Here is a 24,994-nt window from a genome sequence, read left to right on the forward strand (position 1 = left end):
AGCGACTTTTTTTATTGTCGAGGGACAAGAACATTGTTCCATTCGAGTCGCTATTATAGCGGCTTTTTTTGTTTTAAGGAACCAAGTTCTTGTCCCAAGCTAAGGACAAGAACTTGGTTCCTTTGCCGAAAAAGACAAGAACATTGTGGCATTTCGGATTAGGTATTCATCTAAATATTACTGCGAGGGAACTCATGTAGCGACATAAAAGCCTGAGAGTAAGTATTTTTGTTTTTTTGCTGACAATATTGGTTGAACTATAAACATTTCACTGAGCCCGAGAGGGAAGCCATAACATATGCAAAGGGTTCTTTATTCACTATCATTCCATTATTCTGGCAGCATGTTGTTCCCGATATTGCTGAGGCGTAATGCCGAAGTGATCCTGAAATTTTTTGTAAAAGAAGCTCAAGTTGCTGTGCCCCGTACTGCTGGCAATATCATAAATCGGGCGATTGGTATTGGCGAGCAAGAACGCGCAGTAGTTGAATTTTTCACTCTGAACCAGATCCTTGAAGGTCTGACCGGTTGTTTTTTTGATCAAGGTGGACAAATAGTTGGCATTGAAGTTGAAATGCTCCGCGGTGGATGTGAGGGTGCAGTCCATATAATGATTCTCAATATATTTCAAAATTTCAATGATCGTCACCTTGTTCTGCGTCAGTGTGCGAGGACGATTCGTGTCGTACTGGAACACACGCAGCAGTTCGTAGAAGATCAGCAGCATATAGGAATCCATCATCTCGGATGAGCCGAGTGACGGGTCATAAAATTCACAGAGCAGTTGTCTCATCAGGATAGGAATGTTGGTGTTATTCTCGGAATGAAAAATAATGTACCGGTTATGATTCTTACGATCTGAGATGGCATTCGCCAGAAAGTGAGACAGAATGCCATTGTTGGCCAGTTTGCTCAGGAAAGAAGAGGAAAAGTAACGCTTACGAATCAGAATATTAATAATCACATCTTCTTCCGATGTGGACAGAATGGCGTGGGGAATGCCTGTATCTACAATACAGATCTGTCCGCTCTTTAGCGTGACCTTTTTTCCATTTATGATCTGGGTGCACTGACCGGAATATACGAAGCTGAGCTCAATAAAAGTGTGAATATGTAGCGGAACCTCGGCAAACCGTGTGTGCTTGGAAATGGTGATGTTGTCTTTCTCTCCAATCATGTCCGCAAAAACATAAACTTTCTGTCCTTCATGATCTACTCTCTTCAATGAATCGTAGGTAGCAGAGTGTGCAGAAGGATGAGCCTGATAATGCAGATCCCTATCCGTAAGCTTACGAAGCTTTGCATCCAATTGGTCGTGATTCATGCTCACTGCCTCCAGTCGGCTGAAGTTTGTAGTAACCTTAACATCTGAATTTATGACAGTCAATATGTACTGTTTTGATATTTCGGTCTTCATTTGAAAGCGCTATATTAAAAGTGTGAAGTGATTAAACATCTTTGTTTATATTTATATTGGTCTGTTTACGATTGATTAATGGATTTTAATGTATTGATTTATGTTTTGGTTCATATGGGATTTTCTTTATATAATATGTAATTTTGACACTTAATTGATAGGAGAGAGCATAAACAACGAAGTTGTCTGTCTAGCAGAAGGGAAGGGTTTTTGATGAGAAAGATGACCGAGGTGTTGGAAAACCGGGAGAACAATTATATTTTGCCTTTCTTCTGGCAGCATGGTGAAGAAGAACTTGTACTGCGTGAACATATGCAGATTATTGATGAGAGTGGCATCAAGGCGGTTTGTGTGGAATCCCGCCCGCATCCGGATTTTGTAGGGCCCCAATGGTGGACAGATCTGGATATCATCATGGATGAGGCGCGTAACCGGAAGATGAAAGTGTGGATTCTGGATGATTCTCATTTTCCTACAGGATATGCCGCTGGCAGAATCAAGACGGATTATCCCCAGTACCAGAAGCAGTTTCTGAAAATACATCAACAGGATTTCGTCGGACCCCAGCTTCAGGCGGGAATTCTGGTGAAATGGGCGCTGCAACGACCCGGCCAGAGAGGTATTAGTGTTGGAGTGGAGCAAGTAAAGTCGGATCATGAGGGAGAACAAAAGCAAGTCTTCTCGGCTAAAGATCGGATTGTTGGTGTAGTTGCCGCTCGCAAAACGGGACCTGATGAGATTGATCCCGATTCCCTGGTTGATCTGACCTCACAATTACATGAAGGAACGGTGCAATGGGATCTGCCTGAGGGGCGTTGGAGAATCTTTACGCTGGTTCTTACCTATGATGGAGGGGAAAAAGCAACCGAAGGATATCTGAATCCAATTGTGCCCGAAGCCACACAGGTGCTGATTGATACGGTGTACGAGGCACATTATGATCGATACAAAGATGATTTTGGATCGACACTGGCTGGATTTTTCTCGGATGAGCCAAGGTTTGGCAATGTAAAAGGACCACTGGCTTCCATCGGACGCCTAGATATGATTCTTCCGTGGTGTGAAGATTTGCAGGACATGTTAAAGCAGGAAGGATCCGACGATGATGTTATTCGTTCACTCCCCTTGTTGTGGGCGAATGCAGGTGTGAAAGGACAAGAGATGCGCTATCGCTACATGGATCTGATCACTCGATTATACGCAGAACATTTCACGGACAGATTGGGAGAGTGGTGTCGCGCCCATGGTGTAGAGTACATTGGGCATGTCATTGAAGACAATAACGCTCATGCAAGACTCGGTTATGGTACAGGGCATTTCTATCGCAGTCTGTGGGGGCAGGATATGTCCGGCATTGACGTGGTGCTTCATCAGATTCTGCCAGGCATGGATGATGGCTATTACAAATCATTCACATCCACTGGATGGGACGGTGAGTTCTTCCATTATGGAATGGCGAAGATGGGAACCTCACTCGGACACCTGGACCCTAAGAAGCACGGTCGTACCATGTGTGAATTGTACGGTGCATATGGGTTCGGAGAAGGGCTGAAACTGATGAAATGGCTAACGGACCACATGCTGGTACGGGGTGTGAACCATTTTGTGCCACATGCATTTTCGCCGAAAAAGTATCCTGATCCAGATTGTCCACCTCATCTATACGCGAACGGATATGATCCGCAGTATCGGTATCTGCCAATACTAACTTACTACATGAACAGAGTAAGTCATCTGTTATCGGATGGTGTGCATGTTGCACCGGCAGCCATTCTGTATCATGCAGAAGCGGAGTGGGCTGGAGAGTATATGTTGTTCCAGAAGCCCGCGAGAGAGCTTACGCAGAACCAGATAGATTTTGACATCGTTCCATCGGAACTGGTGATCTCGGCGCAGGTGAAAGACGGAAAACTCCAGATGAACCGTGAACAGTTCCCTGCCCTGATTATCCCTTATGCCGAAGCGCTACCGAGTCAATTAATTACTCAACTGGTTGCCTATGCCGAAGCCGGTTTACAGGTCTATTTCGTGGATAGACTTCCTGCTCGAAGCAGTGAAGGAGAGGATTGCACGAGCGAGTTGTCAGATCTGAAGAAGCATAAATCTGTGAGTATTGTTGCACTAGATGAACTGGCGACGCGCCTGCGGAGTGACCATGTGTATGAGATCACCGTTTCGGAATACCAGCCCTACTTGCGTTATTACCACTACCGTCATAACGACGGTGAGGTATATATGTTCTTCAATGAAGATCCGGCAAAAGCGATTGAGACCACGATTACCGTTCCGGCTTTGAAAGGCGTGGATGAGATGTACATCTATAATGCTTTTGCGAATACACTCTCACCACTTCACACCAGCATGTATGGAAACAAGCAATCATTCTCCTTGAGGCTCGAAAAATATGAATCTGTGTTGATTGTGCAGGGGACTGCACTGAGTGAGGAGATCGCGGAAGTCTCAACTGCACATTGTTCATACACCAACCTACACGAGATTACAGGAGAGTGGAAGCTCTCCTTGGCAACGGCTAAGCAATACCCGGAATTCTCTGCATATGGGACATGTGCTGAACTTACTTCACTTGCCGTACCGACGATGTTACCCGAGTTCTCGGGGACCGTGCGATATGAGATAGAGTTCGATATGCACGAAGTACCGGCAGCAGCGCGGCTGGTCATTCATGAACCGTACGAAGTAGCTCAAGTGTGGCTGAATGGGCATGATATCGGAACGCGAATCTGTCCGCCTTATGCGTACGAAGCAAGCGGATATTTAGAACCAAAGGGCAACAGACTTGTGATTGAAGTGACGAATACGCTTGTAAAAGAACAGCAAGATTTCCTGTCCCAGTTCCTGATTCAGGAACCGACAGGTATTGTAGGTAATGTCTATTTACAGTACTGAGAATAGATATGGAATGCACATTGAATGCACACGAGCTTATTTGTTCATTCCATATCTCACCCATGAAGGAGTGAGCAGGCATGGATCATCGTCAACTGGCAACGGATGTGTTACGCAGTGTCGGAGGCAAAGAAAATATCAATAAGGTTACCCACTGTGTAACCCGGTTGAGATTCGAACTCAAAAACAGCAAAATCCCCAATGCCGAAGAGATCAAAGCAATGGATGGCGTGCTGACCGTTATTCAGCAAGGAGGACAATATCAGGTGGTCATCGGGAATCAGGTTGTTCCCGTATTTAATGAGCTGTCTTCCCTCCTGGGAGACATGAGCAATACTGAATCCTCCAATGAGGTACAAGGTGAGAAAAAAAGTCTCTTTGACCGCTTCACATCCATGATTTCCGGTGTTTTTATGCCTGTTATGGGAGCGCTTGCAGCAAGTGGTATTATTAAAGGATTGCTGGCTTGTCTATCTGCATTCGGTGCTCTGACGGCAACGGATGGAACGTATATCGTACTGAATGCTATCGGTGATGCACTGTTTTATTTCTTCCCGATTTTCCTGGGTAGCTCCGCCGCCAAATACTTTGGCTTGAATCAATATGTGGGAATGATTATTGGAAGTTCCATGGTCTACCCCGCGCTAGTGAGTTTTGTAGGCTCTGAGCAGCAGTTGACCTTCCTCAGTCTGCCGATGAATATCATGAATTACACATCATCCGTATTCCCTGCAATTGTTGCAGTATGGTTTGCATCCCTGTTAAATCGTGTTATTGAGAAGCGTATCGCGCAAGGTTTTAGATATTTTCTGGCTCCATTTATCGTACTCTTGGTTACGGTGCCACTGACACTGTTTATCATCGGTCCTGTAATCACATACCTCAGTAACGGTCTTGCTGATATTACAACGGCTATCTACAATTTTAATCCGATTCTTGCTGGACTTGTATTGGGTGGACCATGGATTCTGATCGTCATGTTTGGTTTGCACTGGGCCTTTATCCCAATCTTTATTAACAACATGGCAACTGTTGGTTACGATTCTGTGATGGGGTTACTGGCAGCGAATCAGTTTGCGATGGCAGGCGCAGCCTTGGCCTTTGGACTGAGAGCACGGGATAAACAGCTGAAAACACTGGGTATTTCAACGGGTGGCACAGCATTGCTCGGTGTGAGTGAACCTGCACTTTACGGTGTACTGCTTCCTCAAAAAAAACCGCTCATAATGGCGATTATTGGTGGTAGTATTGGTGGAGTGATCGGTGGAGCCTTTTTGTCCAAAGTTTATGCATTTGCTCCATCCGGCGTATTCGGTATTCCTGGTGCAGTCAATCCTCAAGGCATTGATCCCGGCTTCTATGGTTATGTGTTGCAAATGGCGGTGGGTCTGGTGGTTGGTTTCATTTTGACCTATCTGTGGGGATACCAAACCCGCACCAAATCCGGCGAGTTAGCAACGCAAGGCACAACGGATTCCGTATCTGTTTCCGGTATTGAGGAAACGGATGAAGGTTCAAGTTCATCTGTTACGAAAGCAGAGATGACGGTGTATAGCCCTGTTACTGGAGAGGTTGTTGACCTTGCAAGTGTTGCAGATGAGGCGTTCTCTAGTGAAGCGATGGGCAAAGGAATTGCAATTATCCCTTCAAACGGAACGATTGTATCTCCTGTTAAAGGTGTAGTTACCACGATAACCAAATCAAGACATGCGATTGCAGTCATTGCCAACGATGGTGTGGAGGTTCTGATCCATGTTGGCCTTGATACGGTCAAACTGAAAGGCGAGGGCTTCTCTCTCAAAGTCCAAGAAGGTGATTTGGTGAATGTCGGTGATGTCCTGATGGAAGTAGATTTGGCGAAAATTAAAGAAAGAGGTTTTGAATTGATTACTCCGCTGATAATAACGAACTCTGACAATTATGTGTCAGTAAGTCGGATGGGGGCACAAAATATTTCTGCGGGTAGTCCAGTAATTACAATAAAAGTGTAGAGGCAACTCCTTATGTTCTTTAACTCAATGAAGATGATTATCAAGCTCGCTCGCATAGCGGGCTATTTTTTTAAAGTCAAGAGATCATATAAATTGACATTAGCTCAATAACAGCACTATGTGTTATGCTGTCCAGGGACAAGAACATATTCCCATTGAAGCCGTTATTTTAGCGGCTTTTTTGTTTTATCGGTACAAGTTCGTGTCCCGAGCCAAGGACAAGAACTTGTACCGATTACCGAAATGGACAAGAAGATGGTCCGATTACCGATTAGATGAATATCTAAGTAAAAAGTACATTCAGGTAAGGCTTTATTAGGACAAATACAAATTATACAATTGTCACGTCAAGATGAAGCAACTGAGTTTCTGAGGGTAAACACGGGTTGCTAAGGATTACATTAGTGAGATTTCATAATAAAACTAGCCGTTGAGGGACAAGAACTTGTTCCCATTTCCGATTAGACAAAGACCTAAATAATGAGTAGATACAACTCATAAAGACTAAAGTCTTATATACACGATGATTTTAAGCGGAATTGTTTCCATCCACCTCATTACTTCCTGGTTCTGTTGAACTCAATTTTTCTATCATCTTTCTGATACATGGCATAAAAACATTTAAAATGGCCCCACTGAAGCAGACAGCCAGTGCAGTTCCTATACCTATGGGTCCACCAAAAATGAATGCCGTGAACAGAAGTACAACGTTAATCAGAGTTCTCGAATCTCGAAAAAAATATATTCGTTCGAGTTATTTTTTTTAGTGAGAGTGTTAACCGATCGATCGGAATCGGTGCAAAATTGGTCTGTAGATACATGGCCGTTCCTATTCCTGCAACAACCAAAACGCAGCCGAAACACAAAAATTTGAAAAACAATCTGATTGTATGGTCAAGGTAATGCCAAGAGTTAGAATTAAGATATCTATTGCATAAATTAAACATTGATTTACACGTGATAATGGCATCATTTCGATGATAAATCTTTTACCATTAGATAATGCGGAATTCCATCTTCCATAAATACATCGGAGGTAGTCTGGTATCCTAGCTTGTGATAAAATCCCTCTGCATGTGTCTGTCCGTGTAATTTAACTTTGGATATTTCTTTATTTTCTGCAATTTCTTCCAGTGATGTAACGATTAATTTACCGAGACCATATTCGCGATAAGGTTTTAAGATACATATTCGATCTAATTTACCTACGCCATCTCGAATAATAATTCTGCCTGTTCCGGCGGGTAGTTCATTAAAATAGACCAGGATGTGCTCACACTGTCCATCTAAATTATCATAATCATCAAACTCATCTTCAATTGGTACATTTTGTTCTTTCACAAACACTTCTTCTCTTATTTGAAAAGCGATGTTGAGCCCCTCAATTGAGTCTATTTTTTTTGATTTCATTTCTTATAATCCTTTCAGAAATTCATTTTGTAATTAAAAACAAATTAAACATACTTTTAGAATGATTATAAACGATAATTTTTTTGTTGTAAATACAACAAAAAAAGAGGAGCTAAAGGACTACGATTACAAAAAACGATCTCAATCCATGTAACCGATATGTTGACTGATCGTTCCCAAGTAGCTATATTTGATTTGGAAAAGTCATTAATCTGACTCCTAGTTTTCAAACACCTAAGAATCAATGTATTCTTTTTCAAGAACGATCGTTTTATTAAAATGAATGCCACTGTACACGACAGTAGGGGGAAACTAATATAAGATAGAATTCTCAGAGGTCAACCAGAGTAATTCGGTAAAAGAAACATTGCCATTTTGTAACATGATTTCAATAAACGTTTATAAAGTGACCTAAGTTACATGGTTATTAAGCCTTAAAGTTTTAGTGATACTTTGTGACATAATTTAAGGAGGCAATTAGATGGAAAAATCAGCTTTTGAACATTTCAAATGGATTAATGAAAGCAAAGCAACCTTTGAGAATGACAAATTGATTATTGAGGCAACTGCTAAATCCGATTTCTTTAATAATTGTGGACCTGGACCCGTTTCAGAAGAAGGGATCACACCAGAGAGTCTTGCCAATGCACCTTTTTATTATCAAGAAGTTACGGGGGATTTTGTAATGCGTGCTCAAGTCTCCCATGGATTTAAGGACACTTATGATTCAGCAACACTTATGATTATGCAGGATTTCCAGGTGTGGGCTAAAGCTTGTTTTGAAAAAACAGATTTTGATACACATGCAGTAGTTAGCGTAGTAACAAATCAAACATCGGATGATGCAAACGGGTCCAATATCGACAGTGACACCATTTGGCTACAAATAGCACGAGTCGGCAATTCCTTTGCATTCCACTATTCACTGGATGGTCTCAAATATGTGATGATGCGTTTCTTTACACTACCAGTGGAAGAGACCATTAAGGTTGGCCTTGAAGCACAGGCGCCATTAGGAGAGGGTGGACCACGGACTTTCCAGAACTTCTCGTTAGTCAATAAAACTGTTAAAAATATTCGTTTTGGCGAATAACCTAAATACAACCTGCAATGCAGTTTTAATTGGTGCTGTCGAGGGACAAGAACATATTCCCATTAAAGTCGCTATTTTAGCGGCTTTTTTATTTATCGGTACAAGTTCTTGTCCCGAGCCAACAATACCTACAATGTCGAGGGACAAGAACTTGTACCGATTACCGTATTGGACAAGAACATGTTCCTATTGCCGATTAGGCGTGTATCTAATCGTCATCTTGCCCTTCAATTCCTTAAACTAACGGGCAAGATAGTTTAAGCGTGAACCGTACCACAAGAAAGGGCAGTTTTTTTATTGTACTATACACCGATTAGGTTTGAATGCCAGACTCATTCTTTAGAATAGGACGTAACCCCCTTTGAGTAGAGGTTGTCCACTAACTTGAAAAACTCTTCTGACGATAAATCCTTTTGTCGCTGGAGCCAAAGACGAAATAAGGAAAGGGAGGTTGACAGGTAAAACTCAATCAAGTATGGCGTTAAGGCAGGGTTTTGCGGAACATTTAATTCCAACTGATTTAGAGTAATTTCTTTTTTAAGCGTTTTAAAAAACGGGGACTTCCATAATCACCTAAAAGGGCATGGAGAACCAAAAGATGTTCTTTTTTGTCCAGACAATGGAGCGCATCTTGAACCGTATGCATCGATAGCTCTTTTTTCGCAAAAAATCTTCTTTTATGTCGTTCAATAAGTCATTTTCAAGAGCATCTAACAATTCGTAAATATCAGTAAAGTATTGATAAAAGGTGCTACGGTTATATCCTGACTTATTCGCAATTTCCTGAACTGAAATTTTCTCGATTGGTTTTTGGCTATATAACTAACAAAAAACTCCAACAAAGGTTTGTCTTGTTTTCTCTGTTATTTTAGGTTGCTTTTTCATGTTTTTTCCTCCTATTAACGTCTAAGAATATCATCCGACAAATATTCTATGAAATCCCTATTCCTTGGGTTGTGTCTGGGTAAGGAAGGAGATTGCAAAGCGTTACTATTGCAACTTCTTAAACGGCTATTGTCAGGAAAATACTGTGAGTCAAGCTTGGTTAAACAAAATCCCATTATTTATTAATTTTAGGCAAGCTAGAGTTTTAGCCGCGCTCTATAGAAGCAGAGATTCTAACGCTCTATTATTGAAACATTAGATGTTGAATTTGCTCTTACAGTGTTTGGGTTTTGATTGGTACTGTTGTCAATAATCTGAGACCTATTAACCAGACCTATTCTGTATCACAAACAAATAAGGAGGATATGGTTGAACAACAATTTAGAGACTTTTCTAAAAAATGTCCCTTTAGAACTACCTCGTTTGTTATACATATATAAACTTCATCGCGAATACCTGGGAGGTGCCTTAAAGAAACATGTATGAGGAAACTGAATACAGAATTAAAAGAGTACAAGCGGGCGAAACTCAGGAATACGTTTATATCGTTCAAAAATACCAAAAACAGATATTTATGTATTGCTGGAGACTTATTTCAAACAAACAGGAAGCTGAGGATGCTGTTCAGGACGTTCTGGTTAAGGCCTATGAGAAAATAGATGCCTATAAACCTGAGGTGAATTTCTCCGCCTGGCTCTACAAAATAGCCTATCATCACTGCATAAACATAATCCGTCGAAAAAAAATGCAACAGAAATGGAAGTTCAGACTAATGGCTCAAGATCAAACTGCCATTAGTCCTGCAGAGATGCTGGATAACCAACTCTTTAACGAACCACTAAGCCGGGCGCTTGAAAAACTAAATGTGGTTGAACGGAACCTACTGATTCTGCGCGTTTTTGAAGAAAAATCGTTTGTAGAAATAGCTGAAATTTTGAATAAAAGTCCCGATGCCGTCAAGAAAAAGTTTGCTAGAACCAAAATCAAACTCAAAAAATGGATGAAACCAAAGGAGGAAGAACTATGCCAAAATTACAACGTACTTCTCAAAACGAAAACCTGAAAGAAATGGATCTCTTGATCCAAGAGGAGTTTCAGAATTTTGATGTCACTGACAAAGTCATGACTCGGGTCCATAAGCTGGCAGTTCACAAGAGAGGCTTGCATGCCAGAGCACAAGTTCGTCAAAGATTCGTGGTTTCCGGTCTAACCGCAATGTTCGTTCTTGGAGTATCAGTGACAGGGTATGCGGCCTCACAATATATTGAATTCCTTAACAATAAAGGAGAGGTGGTACTAAACACTGCCGCCGCCAAAGAGCCTACTGACTTTGTTACCAATTACACAAAAAGACTGGGCTTTTACACAAATCAGATTAAAGAACAATTGCAACCTGGGGATTATGTAGCCTATTATGTCAAAGATGAGTTAATTAACAACGCGGATAAATTAACCCCCGTAAAATTTGAATATAAGTGGATCGAGTATTCAAATTTTAGCAGTTTGCAAGCTGAAATTACACGGACGCAAGCTCCAGTTTTAAAATCAATAACGCAACTTCCTCAAGGGTACCAGTTTGATTACGGATACGTTTATCCTGCCGATCTTTATACAAACCATCTGGCAGATGCTGCTTACCTGAAGTTAACAGACGACCTTAGAAGACAAGCTGAATCTTCTTCGGATGGGCAACGGGTCTATATTCAAAAACTGAATTGGAACAAGGCTGATTTCTCTTTGGCACGCTATGTCAAGGGGAAGAACGTTGTAACTGTAATGGCAACAAGAATATTCCCCGACTCCAAAGTGACCATATTCCAGGACGATCACGCTAAATCCGAGAAGCTGAACATCCAAGGTAATGAGGTCTATTATATTCAATCCGATATTAAGGATAGGGAAACTAATTCCGTTCCTTACCATCGGATTGGATGGAGGGACCATCACAATCATTTGTTGTATGAAATATCCAATAATGGGGACAGTAATTTAGGTAAAAAGGATCTGGTCAAAATTGCTGAAGAGATGCTTACATCTCCTTAGTGTTCTAAACAACAAAGGGATAAACAAGGCACTTTAGACATTTTACTGAAGGACCCAAGTAATCTTCCAGCCAGTTATAATTTGAATAAAGCTAACAAAACCTATAAGGCAGTATTATTAATGGAGGAATATGTACAGGAAGGGCCATCCCACAAAGGAGGATGGCCTTTAAACTTGCCGTTAAACTGTTAGTTATTATTTGTCGCGGGACGAGAACTTGGTTCCTTTATATAGAATACTTTATCTCTAAAAGGGAGGGGAAACATTGCATAATATGATGAATAAGAGACAATTTATTGAGATGACAGTTAAAGAACAACGTTCAGTAGTATTTAAAGTTAATATTCAAGATGAATTTTTCCGTGGTGTTTCTAAAGAATTAAATGAGGGGTGTCTATTTGTTGAAACAGAAGAAGGCATAAACATAAAAATTGAAATGGATGACATCATTGAAATTTATGCTATCAAATCTTCATCTCCAGGACATTTTGAAGCAAACTAAAATTAATTGCTCTTAATAGGAGGATTTTTATGAATTTAAGTGAACTTTGGAATCATTTTAAGGCAGATAAACGAATTCAAGGGTTGAGCCTGAATACATTGCGTGCGTATGCTTTACAACTCAAGATGTTGGTTTCTGATCTAGGGGATGTCGATATTTCGGGAGTAACTCTAAATCTCCTGAAGGAATACTTAGCAAAGCAATCTGATCGTCTAAAACCAAGCAGCCTAGGGCACGGTATCCCTTTTGTACGTTCCTTATTTTGCTTTGCACATGAAGAAACCTATCTATCTAGCAATCCTTCTATTAAACTGCATGAGCCAAAACATGGAGAAGCGGGTATTTAAGTTTTTGATGGAAGAAGATGTGATTCATTTAAAGATCTCTTTTCAGACCTTACGGGAAGGAGTTTAAATTAAAATAGTATGCCTTCATAAACTGTTAAGAATTGCTCTCTATAATTCAAACTGTAAGCATTAAAACAAATTATTAGGAGGGCATTAATATGAAAAAAAAGAGTTTGAAGTGGGTTGGATCAACAGCATTATCACTTGTACTGGTAACTAGCATATTACCAGTGGCAGGGGCGACTGGTGTGTCTAAAGTTAATAGAGTTACGGAAGTGAATGGAACTGTGACTACAAAAAGTGAGAAAAACAATGTATATGTAGAGAGTGAGTTCGCCACGCTAAAAAGAGTTGTATTGACACAATCTGAAGCTTTTATGCACTTCAATTTTGATGATTTTCCAGAAGGAGACATGCCTATGCCTGAAGGAGGCATGTCTATAATGAATACGGATCCGGCAGAGGCACAGAAAAAGTGGGAAAAAGAGCGTGAAGATCTTAAAAAGGTTCTTGAAAAATACGGGGTTGAGGTTCAACGTCCACGCCTTTTAACTGAAAAGGAAAAACAACTAGGGGCTGTGAAAGATGGCATTACAGGTGGCGAAGGAGTAACTAATTTCTTTGTCAGAGATCCATTCTTCACAATCGGAAATCATCTAATTGAAGGTTCATTTAAATCGGCTTACCGGAGACTTGAGGTTTTACCTGTTAGAAGTATTCTGGATAAGGAAGCAGCCCAAAATAACGTTCCGCATGTAGCTGTCCCACAACCAGACGTTTCTAAAGGAATCAACTCTGCTGCCGGTCCTTACCTTGAAGGTGGAGATATCCTCGTGTATGGAAAGACTGTATTCGTCGGTAATTCTGGTCTAGCTTCAAACAAAGCCGGTATTGATTGGCTCAGAAACTATTTGACACCATCAGGTTATAAGGTGGTTGAGGTGAAGCTAGAGCCTGGCACATTGCACCTGGATTGTGCTATCAGTTTTGTAAGAGATGGATTAATGATTGTTAGCATGGATTCGTTAGCCAATGGGCTCCCAGAAGAACTTAAAAATTGGGACAAAATCGAAGTGAGTTACAAGGATGCTCAAGATTTGGCGGTAAATGGATTGCCAATCAGTAGCACAGTATATGTTACGGACATTGCATTCAAAAATACAATTGGAAAAGAGCTTGAGAAAAGAGGAATCAAAGTAGAATATGTTGATTACGAAATTTCTCGTTCTTTCGGCGGAGCTTTCCGTTGCAGTACACAGCCATTGCTTCGCACGGATAGCTAAAAGTTAAATCAAGTATGAGGTGAACTATGACAAGCCGGATTTTAGTGGTTGAAGATGATCAGGAAATTCGTGATCTGCTACGTATGTCTCTTGTCCGTGAAGGTTATGAAGTAACAACAGCTAAAGATGGAGAACAGGGAATTGAATTAGTAAATGAGTCATTGGATTTGGTGATTCTGGATATTATGATGCCTGGAATAAACGGACTGGAGGCTTGTATACGAATCAGAGAACGATACAATGTTCCTATTCTTTTTCTAACTGCTAAATCCGGAACTTTGGACAAAACGGAAGGTTTGCTTGCTGGTGGAGATGATTACTTAACTAAACCTTTTTCTGTACAGGAGCTTCTGGCAAGAGTTATTGCTTTGTTGCGTAGGTATACGATTTATCAAGATAAAAAGGATTATGGCGAAACATTTCTTATCGGAGGACGCTTAAAAGTAAGTGAACAATTTAACGATGTATGGAAAGGCAGTCAGAAGATTGAGCTTTCCGATCTGGAGTACGGTCTACTTAAACTGTTGATGACCAGAAGAAATAAAATTTTCTCTGCCCAAAATATTTATGAGAGTATTTGGAAGGAACCTTATTTCTACAGTTCAAATAATACGGTAGTAGTACACATCCGAAAATTACGATTGAAAATCGAAGAAGATCCAGCAAAACCAGCGTATATCTTAACGGAATGGGGAAGAGGTTACCGTTTTGGCCACTCATAAACTTACTATAACTAAAAAGTTGACTGTTTTAATAATTATTGCTCTCACCATAAGTGTTCTTTGTTTTTTACTTTTGCAGTCCATAAGCAATCGGGTTATGGATCATTATTTTACTTCTGATGAGCGTTTAAAGTCCGAATCTCAAGTTTACGTCCAAAAATTTTCAGAATATGTTTCAGCAAACGATCTGTCAACGACAGATCGTATTGCGTTTTCAGACTGGATTAAAAGTCAGAAGAGTAATTTATTTTTATACGTATTTCAGAACCAGGTGCTTCAATATGATTCCTTGTATCATGCTGATGACGAAGGAGCATATGGAAGTCAGCCTGAAACTGATTATGATCGACGGAACTCTTACCCAGTACAATTTAAGGATGGGACAGGTAACGTTTCAATCTATGGATTTTATTTTTCCCACTACTATAATGTGGCCTACATGCTTGAAATATTGCTGTCCGCAATGTTATTTATAACCATTGTTTTATTTGGAATACGTAGAGGGATCAAATATTTACGCACAATTAATAATGAAATTCATATCCTTGAAGGCGGCTCATTAGACTATTCTATAACGGTACGAGGGTATGATGAATTGGCGATGATTGCGGAAAGTATAGAGGAACTACGTAAAGCATTTTTAGGCAGGTTAGAAAGGATAGAAAATTTGCAAAATGAGAGTAGAAATCTCGCAACCGAAATGTCTCACGATATGCGTACGCCACTGACATCTCTCATCATGTATTTAGAGTTTGCCCGTAATACACCAGAAGATTTATGTGTAGAAACAAGGTATCAAATCGAGAGTGCGTATCAAAAGGCTCTCCAACTTAAGAATCGTACAGACGATCTGTTTTCATATTTTTTATTAGATAAAGAGAGGGAGGCAGACTTAGTAACCCTTTCAGTTCGGGAATCAATTCATGATGTATTGTCAGATATTACAGCTGTACTTCGAGCGGAAGGATTTCAGGTGCTTGTAAATGCCTCCCCTACGGATGTCATAATTATAGTGGATATGGAAAATATTGGACGTGTATTTGATAATTTTCTGTCGAACATACTAAAATATGCAGATCGAGAGCAAAAAATTAATTTATTTACTTATATAGAAGATAATCATTTTGTGATTTGTGTAGAAAACAAATTAAAAATAAATAATGAATCTGTAGAAAGTTATAAATTGGGTGAAAAAATCATAGAAAAAGTTATGCATCGGATGATAGGACAATTCTCTTCATCTGAAGATCAAGAGAATTACAAGATTATCCTGAAATTTAAAATAAGTCGAGCTTTTAAATAGCTACCTAAAATTGCATGTAACGTGTTTTCGTAAATCTATCACGTTTACTGTATTCAATTCGTTCGACGATGAAGTTATGCACGGAGTTGTTACGACAAAACGGGTAATTCTGTTGGAAGAAGGTACAGCAGAGATGAAAGGGCTAATGGGCAGTAAAGGGGCTCAACGAAGCGAGCACTGGAAATCTGCCATAAAGATCCAGCCACAACTCATGTTCACCTTTATAATTGGAACTGATGAAGTGAAAGAACTGAAGGTAATGGCCCATGCTGAGCGATCGACGACAGGATGCCCTGACATCACGAGAATCAACATTTTTCCAGCCCATTCCAAAATGAATTGTCGAGGGACAAGAACATGTTCCCATTGAAGTCGCTATTTTAGCGGCTTTTTTATTTTATCGGTACAAGTTCTTGTCCCAAGCAAAGGATAAGAACTTGTACCGATTGCCGATTAGGTGTATATCTAAATAATCAGCATATGCACTTATTTGGGAGCAACTATAAGAATAATGTTACATTAATTAAATCCAAACCCCCGAGTTAGCTGTCTATATAACAGGAGGTGAACGACAATGATCGATGCACAGCAACAAATCAACGCCGCACAAAACGGAGATCACGATGCCTTCGTATCTCTTATAAAGGATCGAACGGATAAGCTGCACCGAGTGGCTCGCCATTATGTACGGGAGTCCAAAGATGCGGAGGATATCGTTCAGGATGCCCTCGTTAAGGCTTATGAGTCACTGCAAACGCTGCAGCAAGCCGAAGCGTTTGAGAGCTGGCTTACCAGAATTGTGGTGAACCGGGCGCTCAATCATTTGAAGAAATCCAAGCGTGTTCACCTGAGCGAAGACCCGCAGGCGCAAGAGCCACTGGTCGTTAATGATATCGATCAAACCCTGGATCTGGAGCGTGCATTGGCCAGTCTGAATCCGAAGCTGCGTCAGCTCCTGTTCTTAAAATATAAGAAGGACCTGACCCAGCAGCAAATCGCCCATCTCCTGGATATGCCATTAGGTACTGTAAAAACACAATTACGGAAGGGGCTGGAACATTTGCGCAACGAAATGGCTCAAGATTTTCTCGAACGAGACCTGGATACATTACGCCTGCAGTTAAGACAACAGGCAGAGCACCAGTTTGCCGTTTCACCGGATTATGATCTGATCGTCAATGACTATCAAGAGAACACCGGGAGGGGAACAGGGAAGGGAGAAGCGGGATTCTTATGGGTTAAAACGGGGAGTGATGACGCCGTTTCTGCCACGCTCTCCAGGGACGGCAACTTGCTAGACTATGCCATTTCCTGGGCCTCATTGGACAACGAGACACGGATATCTGAGGAGGAGCTCAAACAGCAGGCAGAGCAATTCCTGGAAGATCATTATCCCGGCGCACTGCGTGATTTTCCGTATTGTGAGATGGAGTGGATGGAAGGGATGTTTGTGTACACACGACAGCAGAAGGCGATGGGGCTGCCGCTTCCTGAGACGGGATGCCTGATTATGGTTCATCCCAGCGGTCGCGTGGTCGGATTTAGGTACTATGGAACCGTTCCAGGGCCAGCACTCCCAACCATGATCACACCAGAAGAGGAACAGATGGCGTGTATGAAGGCGAATTTTTTGCTACATGTGGAATATTGCGTATTGGACAAAGCCGTGTACACGGATGGTGACGATCAGGTCCATCTTGTTTATGCCCCCCGAAGTAGAGGGCTAATCTATACTGCATCATCACAGGAGGAAGTTCCGACAGCCTATAGGGCAGAAGCTGTCCCCTCTGACCCAAGAACTCTGGACGAGTGGCCAGGTGAGTTCCCGCCCGCACGAAGCCTAGAAGAGTGGATTGGCGTAGACAACGACCAATTTCAGTTAGTACAAGACGACAATATTGGCTCGAACACCAAGTTGATGGTGTGGAAGCAACAGAATGAAGAGCGTCCAGCCAAGAATGACCGGTCTTGGAAGGCCTATTGGGCTGATCAGATGGAGGGAGCAGTCAAGGCGCGAGTAGACAGCCAATCCGGACAACTGATTGACTTTGTTTCGCATGGTAAGTCAGATCAACTAGCTCCATTAACCTGGGATCGAGACGCATGTATAGAAGTAGCTATGGACTATGTCCGAGGACTAGCAACCGAAATGTTGCCGTATCTCAAGCTTCTAACTGAAGAGACCGACGACGAAGATCGTTTGGAAATCATTCGCTTTGGTGTATATGTTCAAGACGTATCTGTCAGGGATGAATGCTATCAACTAGCTGTTGACCGCTCTAATGGGAGGGTCAAAAGTTTGATGTCCCCCTCCATAAGGCCAGAACAGTTAAAGAAGCTGGAGACCGTGCCTTCATTTGATTACCATACAGCTATCCTCCGATGGACGGCACAGGCCAAGCTGCGTCTGCAATGGGAACGGATGCACAATGCTAGGGCGGAAGAGGCCCCGTACGAACTAGTGTATCGAATGATTGGTAGCGAGCACGAGCGGACGCCCGAAGTGCTTGATGCGCATACGGGGAAGTTATACGAAAATACTTTTTACTGACAAACAAAAACATCTAGCCCGAAACTAAGGGCTGGAAGGCATTCAAAAGCCTGCGGACGTAGAACAGCATTTTAAAAATAGACGTTTAACACAACGTTCTATCATATTAATTGTGTCCATTGAATTTTAAAAACGCCGAACTCGGAATATGAGTTCGGCGTTTTAGGTAGATTATACGACGGAGGGGTGGGAGTTAAAACTACAAACTCATGTCGAGGGACAAGAACATCGTCTGATTTCCGATTAGATGTATACTTAAGTAAAAAGTACATAAGCCCTCATTAGTACCAAATAATTTTATATAATAACATTCACATTAAAATATATTACTTATGTAACATTTCTCAAAGAAAGACTCTTAAATTATAGTTCTCTTTTTTGTCTCAGACTCTCAATAAAAACAGGTAGTTATCTGGATAAACTTAATTGAGCGAATAAATGAAATAATAATTGCTTCTCGATCGTGTATGCGATATATTGCATATAAGAATAATTGCAATGAGGATGAAAACAATGCCAATTCCTAAAAATTTTTCCTTACCAGTCCGTATGTCCGCAAAAGAAAGAGCGTTTTCTCAGATTCAGCGATGGATCATTGATGGAACACTGCAACCAGGTGAAAAGCTTATTGATGCGGAAATGGCTGAATCGCTTGGAGTCAGCCGGACACCGATTCGGGAGGCATTTCAGTTACTCGAAGTTCAAGGCCTCGTGTCTATGCATCCAGGAAAAGAAACAAAAGTAACGAATATTGAGAAAAACGATATTTTTAAGATGTATTCAACCATGGCTGCTCTTCAGGCTTTGGCTGCTGAAATCACCGCCCAAACTATTGTTCCAGAACAGATTGAGAAACTAAGATCACTAAATTTGGAATTTGCAAGTTCCATTAAGAATGGCCAAGTTTATCAGGCTATGGAGGTGGATGAGCAATTTCATAATTATATTGTGGAGCTCTCAGATAATCCTTATGTAGCTACATTTAATACATCTCTTCAGATTCACATTAGGCGATTTAAATACGTATTTTTAAAACAACCTATTACGGCTACACTAGCTTCAGTTGAAGAACATGATCAGATTATTAAAGCTTTTGAAGGCAAAAATAGCAACGATGCCCATAATTTAATGAAACAAAATTTTATTCGACCGATGCAGGAACTGAACGAAATACTTTGAAATGAGGGAAGAAACATGGAAAATAAAAAAGATCTTCGCATTCGAAGCAAGGTAATCAGTGAAGGTGCTAACCGGGTACCGAACAGAGCGATGCTGCGTGCAGTTGGATTTCAAGATGAGGATTTTAAAAAGCCAATGATCGGAATAGCAAGTACGTGGAGTGAAGTAACACCGTGTAATATGCACATCAATGATTTAGCGGTGCAAGCTAAGCTGGGCGCACGTAATAACGGCGGTGCTCCACTAATTTTTAATACGATTACCGTTTCTGATGGGATCTCGATGGGGCATGGCGGATGTTGTTCTCGCTACCAAGTCGGGAAGCTATAGCTGATTCGATTGAAATTGTGACCGGAGCCGAGCGTTTTGACGGCGTTGTTGCAATCGGTGGGTGTGACAAGAATACGCCTGCATGTTTGATGGCTATTGGACGGATGAATATTCCTTCTGTTTATGTATATGGAGGAACCATTCAACCTGGTAATCTCGACGGTAAAAAAGTGGATATCGTTTCAGCTTTTGAAGCCGTTGGGCAATATCAAGATGGAAAAATAACAGACGAACAATTGCATAAGGTCGAATGCAGTGTTTGTCCAGGTCCAGGGGCTTGTGGGGGGATGTATACCGCTAATACGATGGCCGCAGCTGCAGAAGCAATGGGTATGTGTTTGCCTGGTTCTTCTTCGACATCAGCTATCTCAGCGGATAAAGCATTAGAATGCGAAGCAGCCGGTAAGCAGGTCATCTCACTTCTTGAACAGGAAATCTACCCAAGAGACATTATGACGAAGAAAGCATTTGAGAATGCGATCACCGTTGTTATGGCTCTAGGGGGATCAACCAACGCATTTCTCCATCTGCTAGCTATTGCGCACTCCGTAGAAGTGGATTTAACCTTGGATGATTTTGAACGAATTCGCTTGCGTGTTCCTCATTTGGCAGATCTGAAGCCAAGTGGTCAGTATGTCATGCAGGATTTGAATGATATTGGTGGTGTTTCCGGGGTAATGAAGCTATTGCTCGCTGAGGGATTACTTCATGGGGATTGCCTCACCGTAACTGGTAAAACGTTGGCGGAGAATTTAGCGGAAGCTGCTCCACTACAGAATGATCAAGAGATTATACGTCCACTCAATAATCCGCTTAAACCAAATGGACCACTGGTTGTGCTTCGAGGAAACCTAGCTCCTGAAGGCGCTGTTGCCAAAATGTCAGGCATGAAGATACAACAGTTTTCCGGACCGACAAAGGTCTACGATAGCGAAGATGAAGCGACAGAAGCGATCATGAATGATGAAATTCAAGAAGGGGACGTATTGGTCATACGCTATTGTGGACCGAAGGGTGGACCAGGTATGCCTGAGATGCTTTCCGTTACAGCACTCATTGTAGGGAAAGGTCTCGGTGGGAAAGTTGCTCTCATAACAGATGGTAGGTTCTCGGGTGGCTCGCATGGATTTGTAGTTGGCCATGTATCCCCTGAGGCACAAGTAGGTGGACCGATCTCTTTGCTCCAAAATGGAGATATTATCACCATCGATAGCGACATTCAGGAAATTAAGGTTGAATTGCCAGAAGAAGAGTTGGCCGCTCGAGCGCAAGCTTGGGTACAACCGCCACTGAAAGTGAAATCCGGTGTACTTGCCAAATATGCTAAATTAGTTTCCTCTGCTTCAAGAGGTGCAGTAACAGATTTGATGGAATAGACAATTAAACATTGATGCTACATATAAAATGGGAGGGGAGAAGCTACTACAACGAATGCATGAAGCGCGCTAAACAAAAAAACGCCAGCTTTAGAGATCAAGAATGTCGCAAGAAAAAGATGAAGAATTTAGTTTCATCATTTGAAAATGAAGTGCACCCCCTAGAATAGACATTGGATTAAACCCCTGAGTTTAGCCGATGAAATTCTAGGGGGTGTATTTTTGCTTGTACCGTTTCTCGACTTTCATTAATTGGGGGTTCGCTACGAATAGCAGGCAGGTTCCGGCTAGTGTTTGGATGGTCTAAATCTGGAATGAGTAAATATTGCCAATGCAAGTCGCTAGCCCGTTAGGCAATCCAAACTAGCTGCTTTCAATATTAAATTAAACTCTCGAATGTCGAGGGACAAGAACATGTTCCTATTTCCGGTTAGACGCATAACTAATCGTCATCTTGCCCTTCAATTCATTAAACTAACGGGCAGTATAGTTCCAATATGTGGTACTATTTGTTTGGGCAATGATGGGGCAGGTATGGCGACCACAATAGGTCTTATTAGACATGGGGTTACTGAATGCAATAATCTTAGATCTTAGCAAGGCTCAAGGAATATCTGATATACCGCTAAACGAAGAAGGAATAGAGCAAGCAACTGCACTGACAAAATGACTTTCAAGCTAAGAATGGGATGTCATATTCTCCAGTAATCTAACGAGAGCTAAGCAAACTGCCGAAATCATTCAGCAATGTTTAGGAGTACTCGTATTCAATGATGAACGTATTAGAGAGATTAATTGCGGCCTAATTGAGGGCACCACAGAGGAAGAGCGTATCACTCGTTGGGGAGCAAATTGGAGTGAGCAAAATCTTGGTATGAAGATTTCAAAATGGTCGCAAAGCGAGGTCTAACTTTTCTCGAAAAACTGATTAAAGAATATGTTGATAAAAGAATATTAGTTATAAGTCATGGAGCATTGATTGGGCTATCATTACAACATCTTTTGCCGCAACATTTCCAAAAAACGTATATAGATAATACTTCTATAACCATATTAGACGCGGTGAACCACACTAAAAGTATCGACAAATTTATCGTCGTTAGCAACTATTAAGCTGGATAATACAGTTTCTGGGTCGAATTTGGTTGGCGGTAAGTTAGAATGGGGGGGATAACATATGGAAAAGTACGGAAGTGACAAGGTACGTTTTCTAAAAGAAATAATGGATTTGATGGTACCCATAGAAGGCGGATCAATTGAACTACGCGATTTTCTTAATACAGATAAATGGCTTAGCACTGATTACACTTTATCTAACCCAGGAAGTAGTAAAAAGACTATAACGTGGACTGAAGCTATAGAGCCATTCCATGTAATGAAGTATCCAGTAACACAGCAGTTATATCATTTTGTCATGCATGAAGAAGAAATAGAGCCGATTGTGAGTAAGCTGCCAATTACGGAAGTTTCGTGGATGGATGCTATTGCTTTCTGTAATGAGTTATCGAGAAAGCTTGGCAGGATGGAATGTTACACAGTTACAAACGAAAGTGAGAACATAATATTTAACAAAATAGCGAATGGATTTCGATTACTGTCAGACGCTGAATGGCAGTATGCGTGCAAAGCAGGATCAAAGGGATATCGGTATGCAAGAATTGATCAAATTGCATGGTATCAAGGAAATTCCAATGGATCTGTTCATAAAGTAGGACAGTTGCTTCCTAATCCATGGGGACTTTATGATTTGATCGGTAACGTCTGGGAATGGTGCTGGGATCTATATGATGCTGAACGATATGGGAACTATAGAGTTTTCAGGGGAGGCAGTTGGGCTGAAGTGGAGAACAATTGTGGTTCTACGAGTAGAAGGAAAAGCATGCCCAATTTTAAAATAGATGATCTTGGTTTTAGAATAGCACTTACAAATCCTTGAGAAAACGACACATCGAGTATGCTCAAGTCGTTGAGCTAACGGTAGGTGTTCAACTATCCGGAAACTATAACTTACTGATGACCAGAAGGCAGCCGACGACTAAGATCGGCTGGCTATTAGTCTTTTATGGTAAGATTATAGAATCACCTACAAAGTAAAACTCAATACTCAATGGAGGACACAACAAGTGTCGAGGGACAAGAACATAGTCCTATTGAAGTCGCTATTTTAGCGGCTTTTAGTTGCCCGCATTCTGAAAAGATTTTTTCAAAAAATACTCATATCTACACTAAATCCAAGAAAAAAGTTAAAAAGCTATGAGCAGTGGAGCTACTTTATGGATGATACATATACCTTGTTACCATCGAGAACCAGCCATACGCAGTTACTTATTCGGTGGTCACTTAGCCCGAAATTATATATTATACATCCAAATTAGTTAAATTACAGAAAAGACGATTTACATCTATTTAATTATGGTTAGATCGTTTAATTAAGTAGGTCAAAAATCACACAATAAAATGCGGATAATTAACGCCAACATGATCCCTTTGTGTCCTACCCATTCACATTCTATGATTTCGAGCTGGAATATAGGCAAAATGAAGAAGAAGCTACTATCGGCAGATATAACATTGTTCGGTTGACAATAGAATGTTTTTAACGTGTATCTAAATGTTAAAATCGAATATGGTGGAAATGATGAAGATGTCGATCTCAATTGAAATTCTGGGGGGAACTTAATGTACTCACGATTAGTACAAAACACCGATTTATCAAAACTACTGGCAAAGACATACATTAAATATGGATTAACCAATGATGAATTTATTATCTTAAACGCATACTGCATGCATGAAGGGTTCTATACACCAGAAATTGATTGGGATGAGCTCTCTGAGATGACGCATACAAACAAGATACAACTGAAAAAGATTTTCGCTTCACTCGCTGACCGAAACAAACTTATTTTTGACGGGACTCGGATTGATAACCATGAATTAAGCCTAGCTCTTCAAGCTGTGTATGACACTGTTAAAACAATTGGTGATCGAATTACGGAAAGCATTTATTTTACACAAGGAATGGGATATAACCAAAATAAGCATATGGGCTACGTTGTTTTGATTCCATTCAGAGAGGGTGTAGGCGTTACTCGCAATAACGATGACTGGTCTTCAGTTTCTCAAGAAATGTGGGATAAAGAAGATATGATAAAACTAGCAAATGAGATAAGATCGTTTGCTGAAAAAATTGATGATGAATACGTTTCTGTGTATAACGATAGATTTAAAAGAAATCAGATGTTGGAACTTGAACGTGAAAATGAAAAAAGAGAGGAGGATCATCGGAAGAAACAACAGAGGAAACTGCCTAAACCTGGTTTTGTGATTCTATTCCGTGATTCAGTTAATCGCTATTACTTTTCGTATACAACTACGATTCTACTAGATCAAAAGATGGCAGACATTCGTAATAAACATGGACAAAATAACATTCATTTTGTACATACATTCGAAACTATTGACACTTCGAATTTTATTCATCAGTTTATAAGAAAACAGTTCTCAAACAGGTTAATAGAGAATACTACTTCATATGCGCTTACAGATGACGATGTTAGATTCATCAAGGAAGAAAATTTCCCACCGAATGCCATGAAATGGCTAGAAGGTTAATATGTATCGGCCATTTCTCGCTAATTTAAATGTTACAGTC

At 40.9% G+C, this 24,994-nt stretch carries 18 protein-coding genes and 2 pseudogenes; 17 read left to right on the forward strand and 3 right to left on the reverse strand.

Annotated elements, in window-relative coordinates; translation table 11 throughout:
- Nucleotides 1–322: 322 nt before the first annotated feature.
- Nucleotides 323–1,324 carry a helix-turn-helix domain-containing protein gene (locus MHH92_RS16290; RefSeq protein WP_253508869.1) on the reverse strand — a complete coding sequence of 334 codons (1,002 nt, stop codon included), beginning with the start codon at nucleotides 1,322–1,324 and terminating at the stop codon, nucleotides 323–325.
- A 306-nt stretch (nucleotides 1,325–1,630) separates the two neighbouring features.
- On the opposite strand from MHH92_RS16290, the gene MHH92_RS16295 reads away from it, so the two are divergent.
- Entirely contained in the window at nucleotides 1,631–4,324 is a 2,694-nt protein-coding gene (locus tag MHH92_RS16295; RefSeq protein WP_253508871.1) for a glycosyl hydrolase, read from the forward strand.
- Nucleotides 4,325–4,404: 80 nt separating this feature from the next.
- Complete coding sequence (locus tag MHH92_RS16300) at nucleotides 4,405–6,315, forward strand: beta-glucoside-specific PTS transporter subunit IIABC (RefSeq protein ID WP_253508873.1); 1,911 nt, start codon at nucleotides 4,405–4,407, stop codon at nucleotides 6,313–6,315.
- Nucleotides 6,316–7,284: 969 nt separating this feature from the next.
- Here the strand turns inward: MHH92_RS16300 and MHH92_RS16305 are convergent.
- Nucleotides 7,285–7,725 carry a GNAT family N-acetyltransferase gene (locus MHH92_RS16305; protein WP_076317727.1) on the reverse strand — a complete coding sequence of 147 codons (441 nt, stop codon included), beginning with the start codon at nucleotides 7,723–7,725 and terminating at the stop codon, nucleotides 7,285–7,287.
- Nucleotides 7,726–8,206: 481 nt separating this feature from the next.
- Between MHH92_RS16305 and MHH92_RS16310 the strand changes: the two genes are divergently transcribed.
- Nucleotides 8,207–8,818, forward strand: a complete 612-nt coding sequence (locus MHH92_RS16310; protein ID WP_036673660.1) for a DUF1349 domain-containing protein — start codon at nucleotides 8,207–8,209, stop codon at nucleotides 8,816–8,818.
- 573 nt (nucleotides 8,819–9,391) lie between these two features.
- Here the strand turns inward: MHH92_RS16310 and MHH92_RS16315 are convergent.
- Nucleotides 9,392–9,622, reverse strand: coding sequence for a TetR/AcrR family transcriptional regulator (locus MHH92_RS16315; RefSeq protein ID WP_340907694.1), 231 nt, complete (start codon nucleotides 9,620–9,622; stop codon nucleotides 9,392–9,394).
- A 559-nt stretch (nucleotides 9,623–10,181) separates the two neighbouring features.
- Between MHH92_RS16315 and MHH92_RS16320 the strand changes: the two genes are divergently transcribed.
- The 14 genes and pseudogenes from MHH92_RS16320 (at nucleotide 10,182) to MHH92_RS16375 (ending at nucleotide 24,954) form a co-directional block, all read left to right on the forward strand.
- Entirely contained in the window at nucleotides 10,182–10,766 is a 585-nt protein-coding gene (locus MHH92_RS16320) for an RNA polymerase sigma factor (protein ID WP_340904916.1), read from the forward strand.
- On the forward strand, nucleotides 10,727–11,746 hold the full coding sequence (locus MHH92_RS16325; RefSeq protein WP_340904918.1) for a DUF4367 domain-containing protein: 1,020 nt from the start codon (nucleotides 10,727–10,729) through the stop codon (nucleotides 11,744–11,746). Before MHH92_RS16320 ends, MHH92_RS16325 begins: the two co-directional genes overlap by 40 nt.
- A gap of 265 nt (nucleotides 11,747–12,011) precedes the next feature.
- The gene (locus MHH92_RS16330; protein WP_076317724.1) at nucleotides 12,012–12,248 is read left to right on the forward strand and encodes a hypothetical protein; all 237 of its coding nucleotides are present in this window, start codon (nucleotides 12,012–12,014) and stop codon (nucleotides 12,246–12,248) included.
- Between the two features lie 29 nt (nucleotides 12,249–12,277).
- Nucleotides 12,278–12,595 carry a site-specific integrase gene (locus MHH92_RS16335; RefSeq protein WP_253508879.1) on the forward strand — a complete coding sequence of 106 codons (318 nt, stop codon included), beginning with the start codon at nucleotides 12,278–12,280 and terminating at the stop codon, nucleotides 12,593–12,595.
- A gap of 158 nt (nucleotides 12,596–12,753) precedes the next feature.
- Nucleotides 12,754–13,878, forward strand: coding sequence for a dimethylarginine dimethylaminohydrolase family protein (locus MHH92_RS16340; protein ID WP_083669620.1), 1,125 nt, complete (start codon nucleotides 12,754–12,756; stop codon nucleotides 13,876–13,878).
- Nucleotides 13,879–13,904: 26 nt separating this feature from the next.
- Nucleotides 13,905–14,600: a response regulator transcription factor gene (locus MHH92_RS16345; protein WP_036673666.1), complete on the forward strand. Its 696-nt coding sequence runs from the start codon at nucleotides 13,905–13,907 to the stop codon at nucleotides 14,598–14,600.
- A complete protein-coding gene (locus MHH92_RS16350; RefSeq protein WP_076317723.1) occupies nucleotides 14,587–15,903 on the forward strand; it encodes a sensor histidine kinase in 1,317 nt (438 codons plus the stop codon). The genes MHH92_RS16345 and MHH92_RS16350 overlap by 14 nt, the downstream gene beginning before the upstream one ends.
- Before the next feature lie 574 nt (nucleotides 15,904–16,477).
- The gene (locus tag MHH92_RS16355) at nucleotides 16,478–18,454 is read left to right on the forward strand and encodes a sigma-70 family RNA polymerase sigma factor (RefSeq protein WP_340904925.1); all 1,977 of its coding nucleotides are present in this window, start codon (nucleotides 16,478–16,480) and stop codon (nucleotides 18,452–18,454) included.
- A gap of 513 nt (nucleotides 18,455–18,967) precedes the next feature.
- Nucleotides 18,968–19,633: a GntR family transcriptional regulator gene (locus tag MHH92_RS16360; RefSeq protein WP_340904926.1), complete on the forward strand. Its 666-nt coding sequence runs from the start codon at nucleotides 18,968–18,970 to the stop codon at nucleotides 19,631–19,633.
- 15 nt (nucleotides 19,634–19,648) lie between these two features.
- Nucleotides 19,649–21,339 (forward strand): annotated as a pseudogene (gene ilvD / locus MHH92_RS16365) (dihydroxy-acid dehydratase).
- Between the two features lie 739 nt (nucleotides 21,340–22,078).
- Nucleotides 22,079–22,249 (forward strand): hypothetical protein, encoded by a 171-nt coding sequence (locus MHH92_RS30595; RefSeq protein ID WP_430214022.1) that lies wholly within the window; start codon nucleotides 22,079–22,081, stop codon nucleotides 22,247–22,249.
- Nucleotides 22,225–22,452: pseudogene (locus tag MHH92_RS30600) on the forward strand (histidine phosphatase family protein); the annotation flags it as partial. The gene MHH92_RS30595 and the pseudogene MHH92_RS30600, both read left to right, overlap by 25 nt.
- 64 nt (nucleotides 22,453–22,516) lie before the next feature.
- A complete protein-coding gene (locus MHH92_RS16370; protein WP_100527504.1) occupies nucleotides 22,517–23,275 on the forward strand; it encodes a formylglycine-generating enzyme family protein in 759 nt (252 codons plus the stop codon).
- Nucleotides 23,276–24,018: 743 nt separating this feature from the next.
- The gene (locus tag MHH92_RS16375; protein ID WP_340904930.1) at nucleotides 24,019–24,954 is read left to right on the forward strand and encodes a hypothetical protein; all 936 of its coding nucleotides are present in this window, start codon (nucleotides 24,019–24,021) and stop codon (nucleotides 24,952–24,954) included.
- Nucleotides 24,955–24,994 lie beyond the last annotated feature (40 nt).

Source organism: Paenibacillus sp. FSL M7-1414, from assembly GCF_038003195.1.
Classification (GTDB): Bacteria; Bacillota; Bacilli; order Paenibacillales; family Paenibacillaceae; genus Paenibacillus; species Paenibacillus amylolyticus.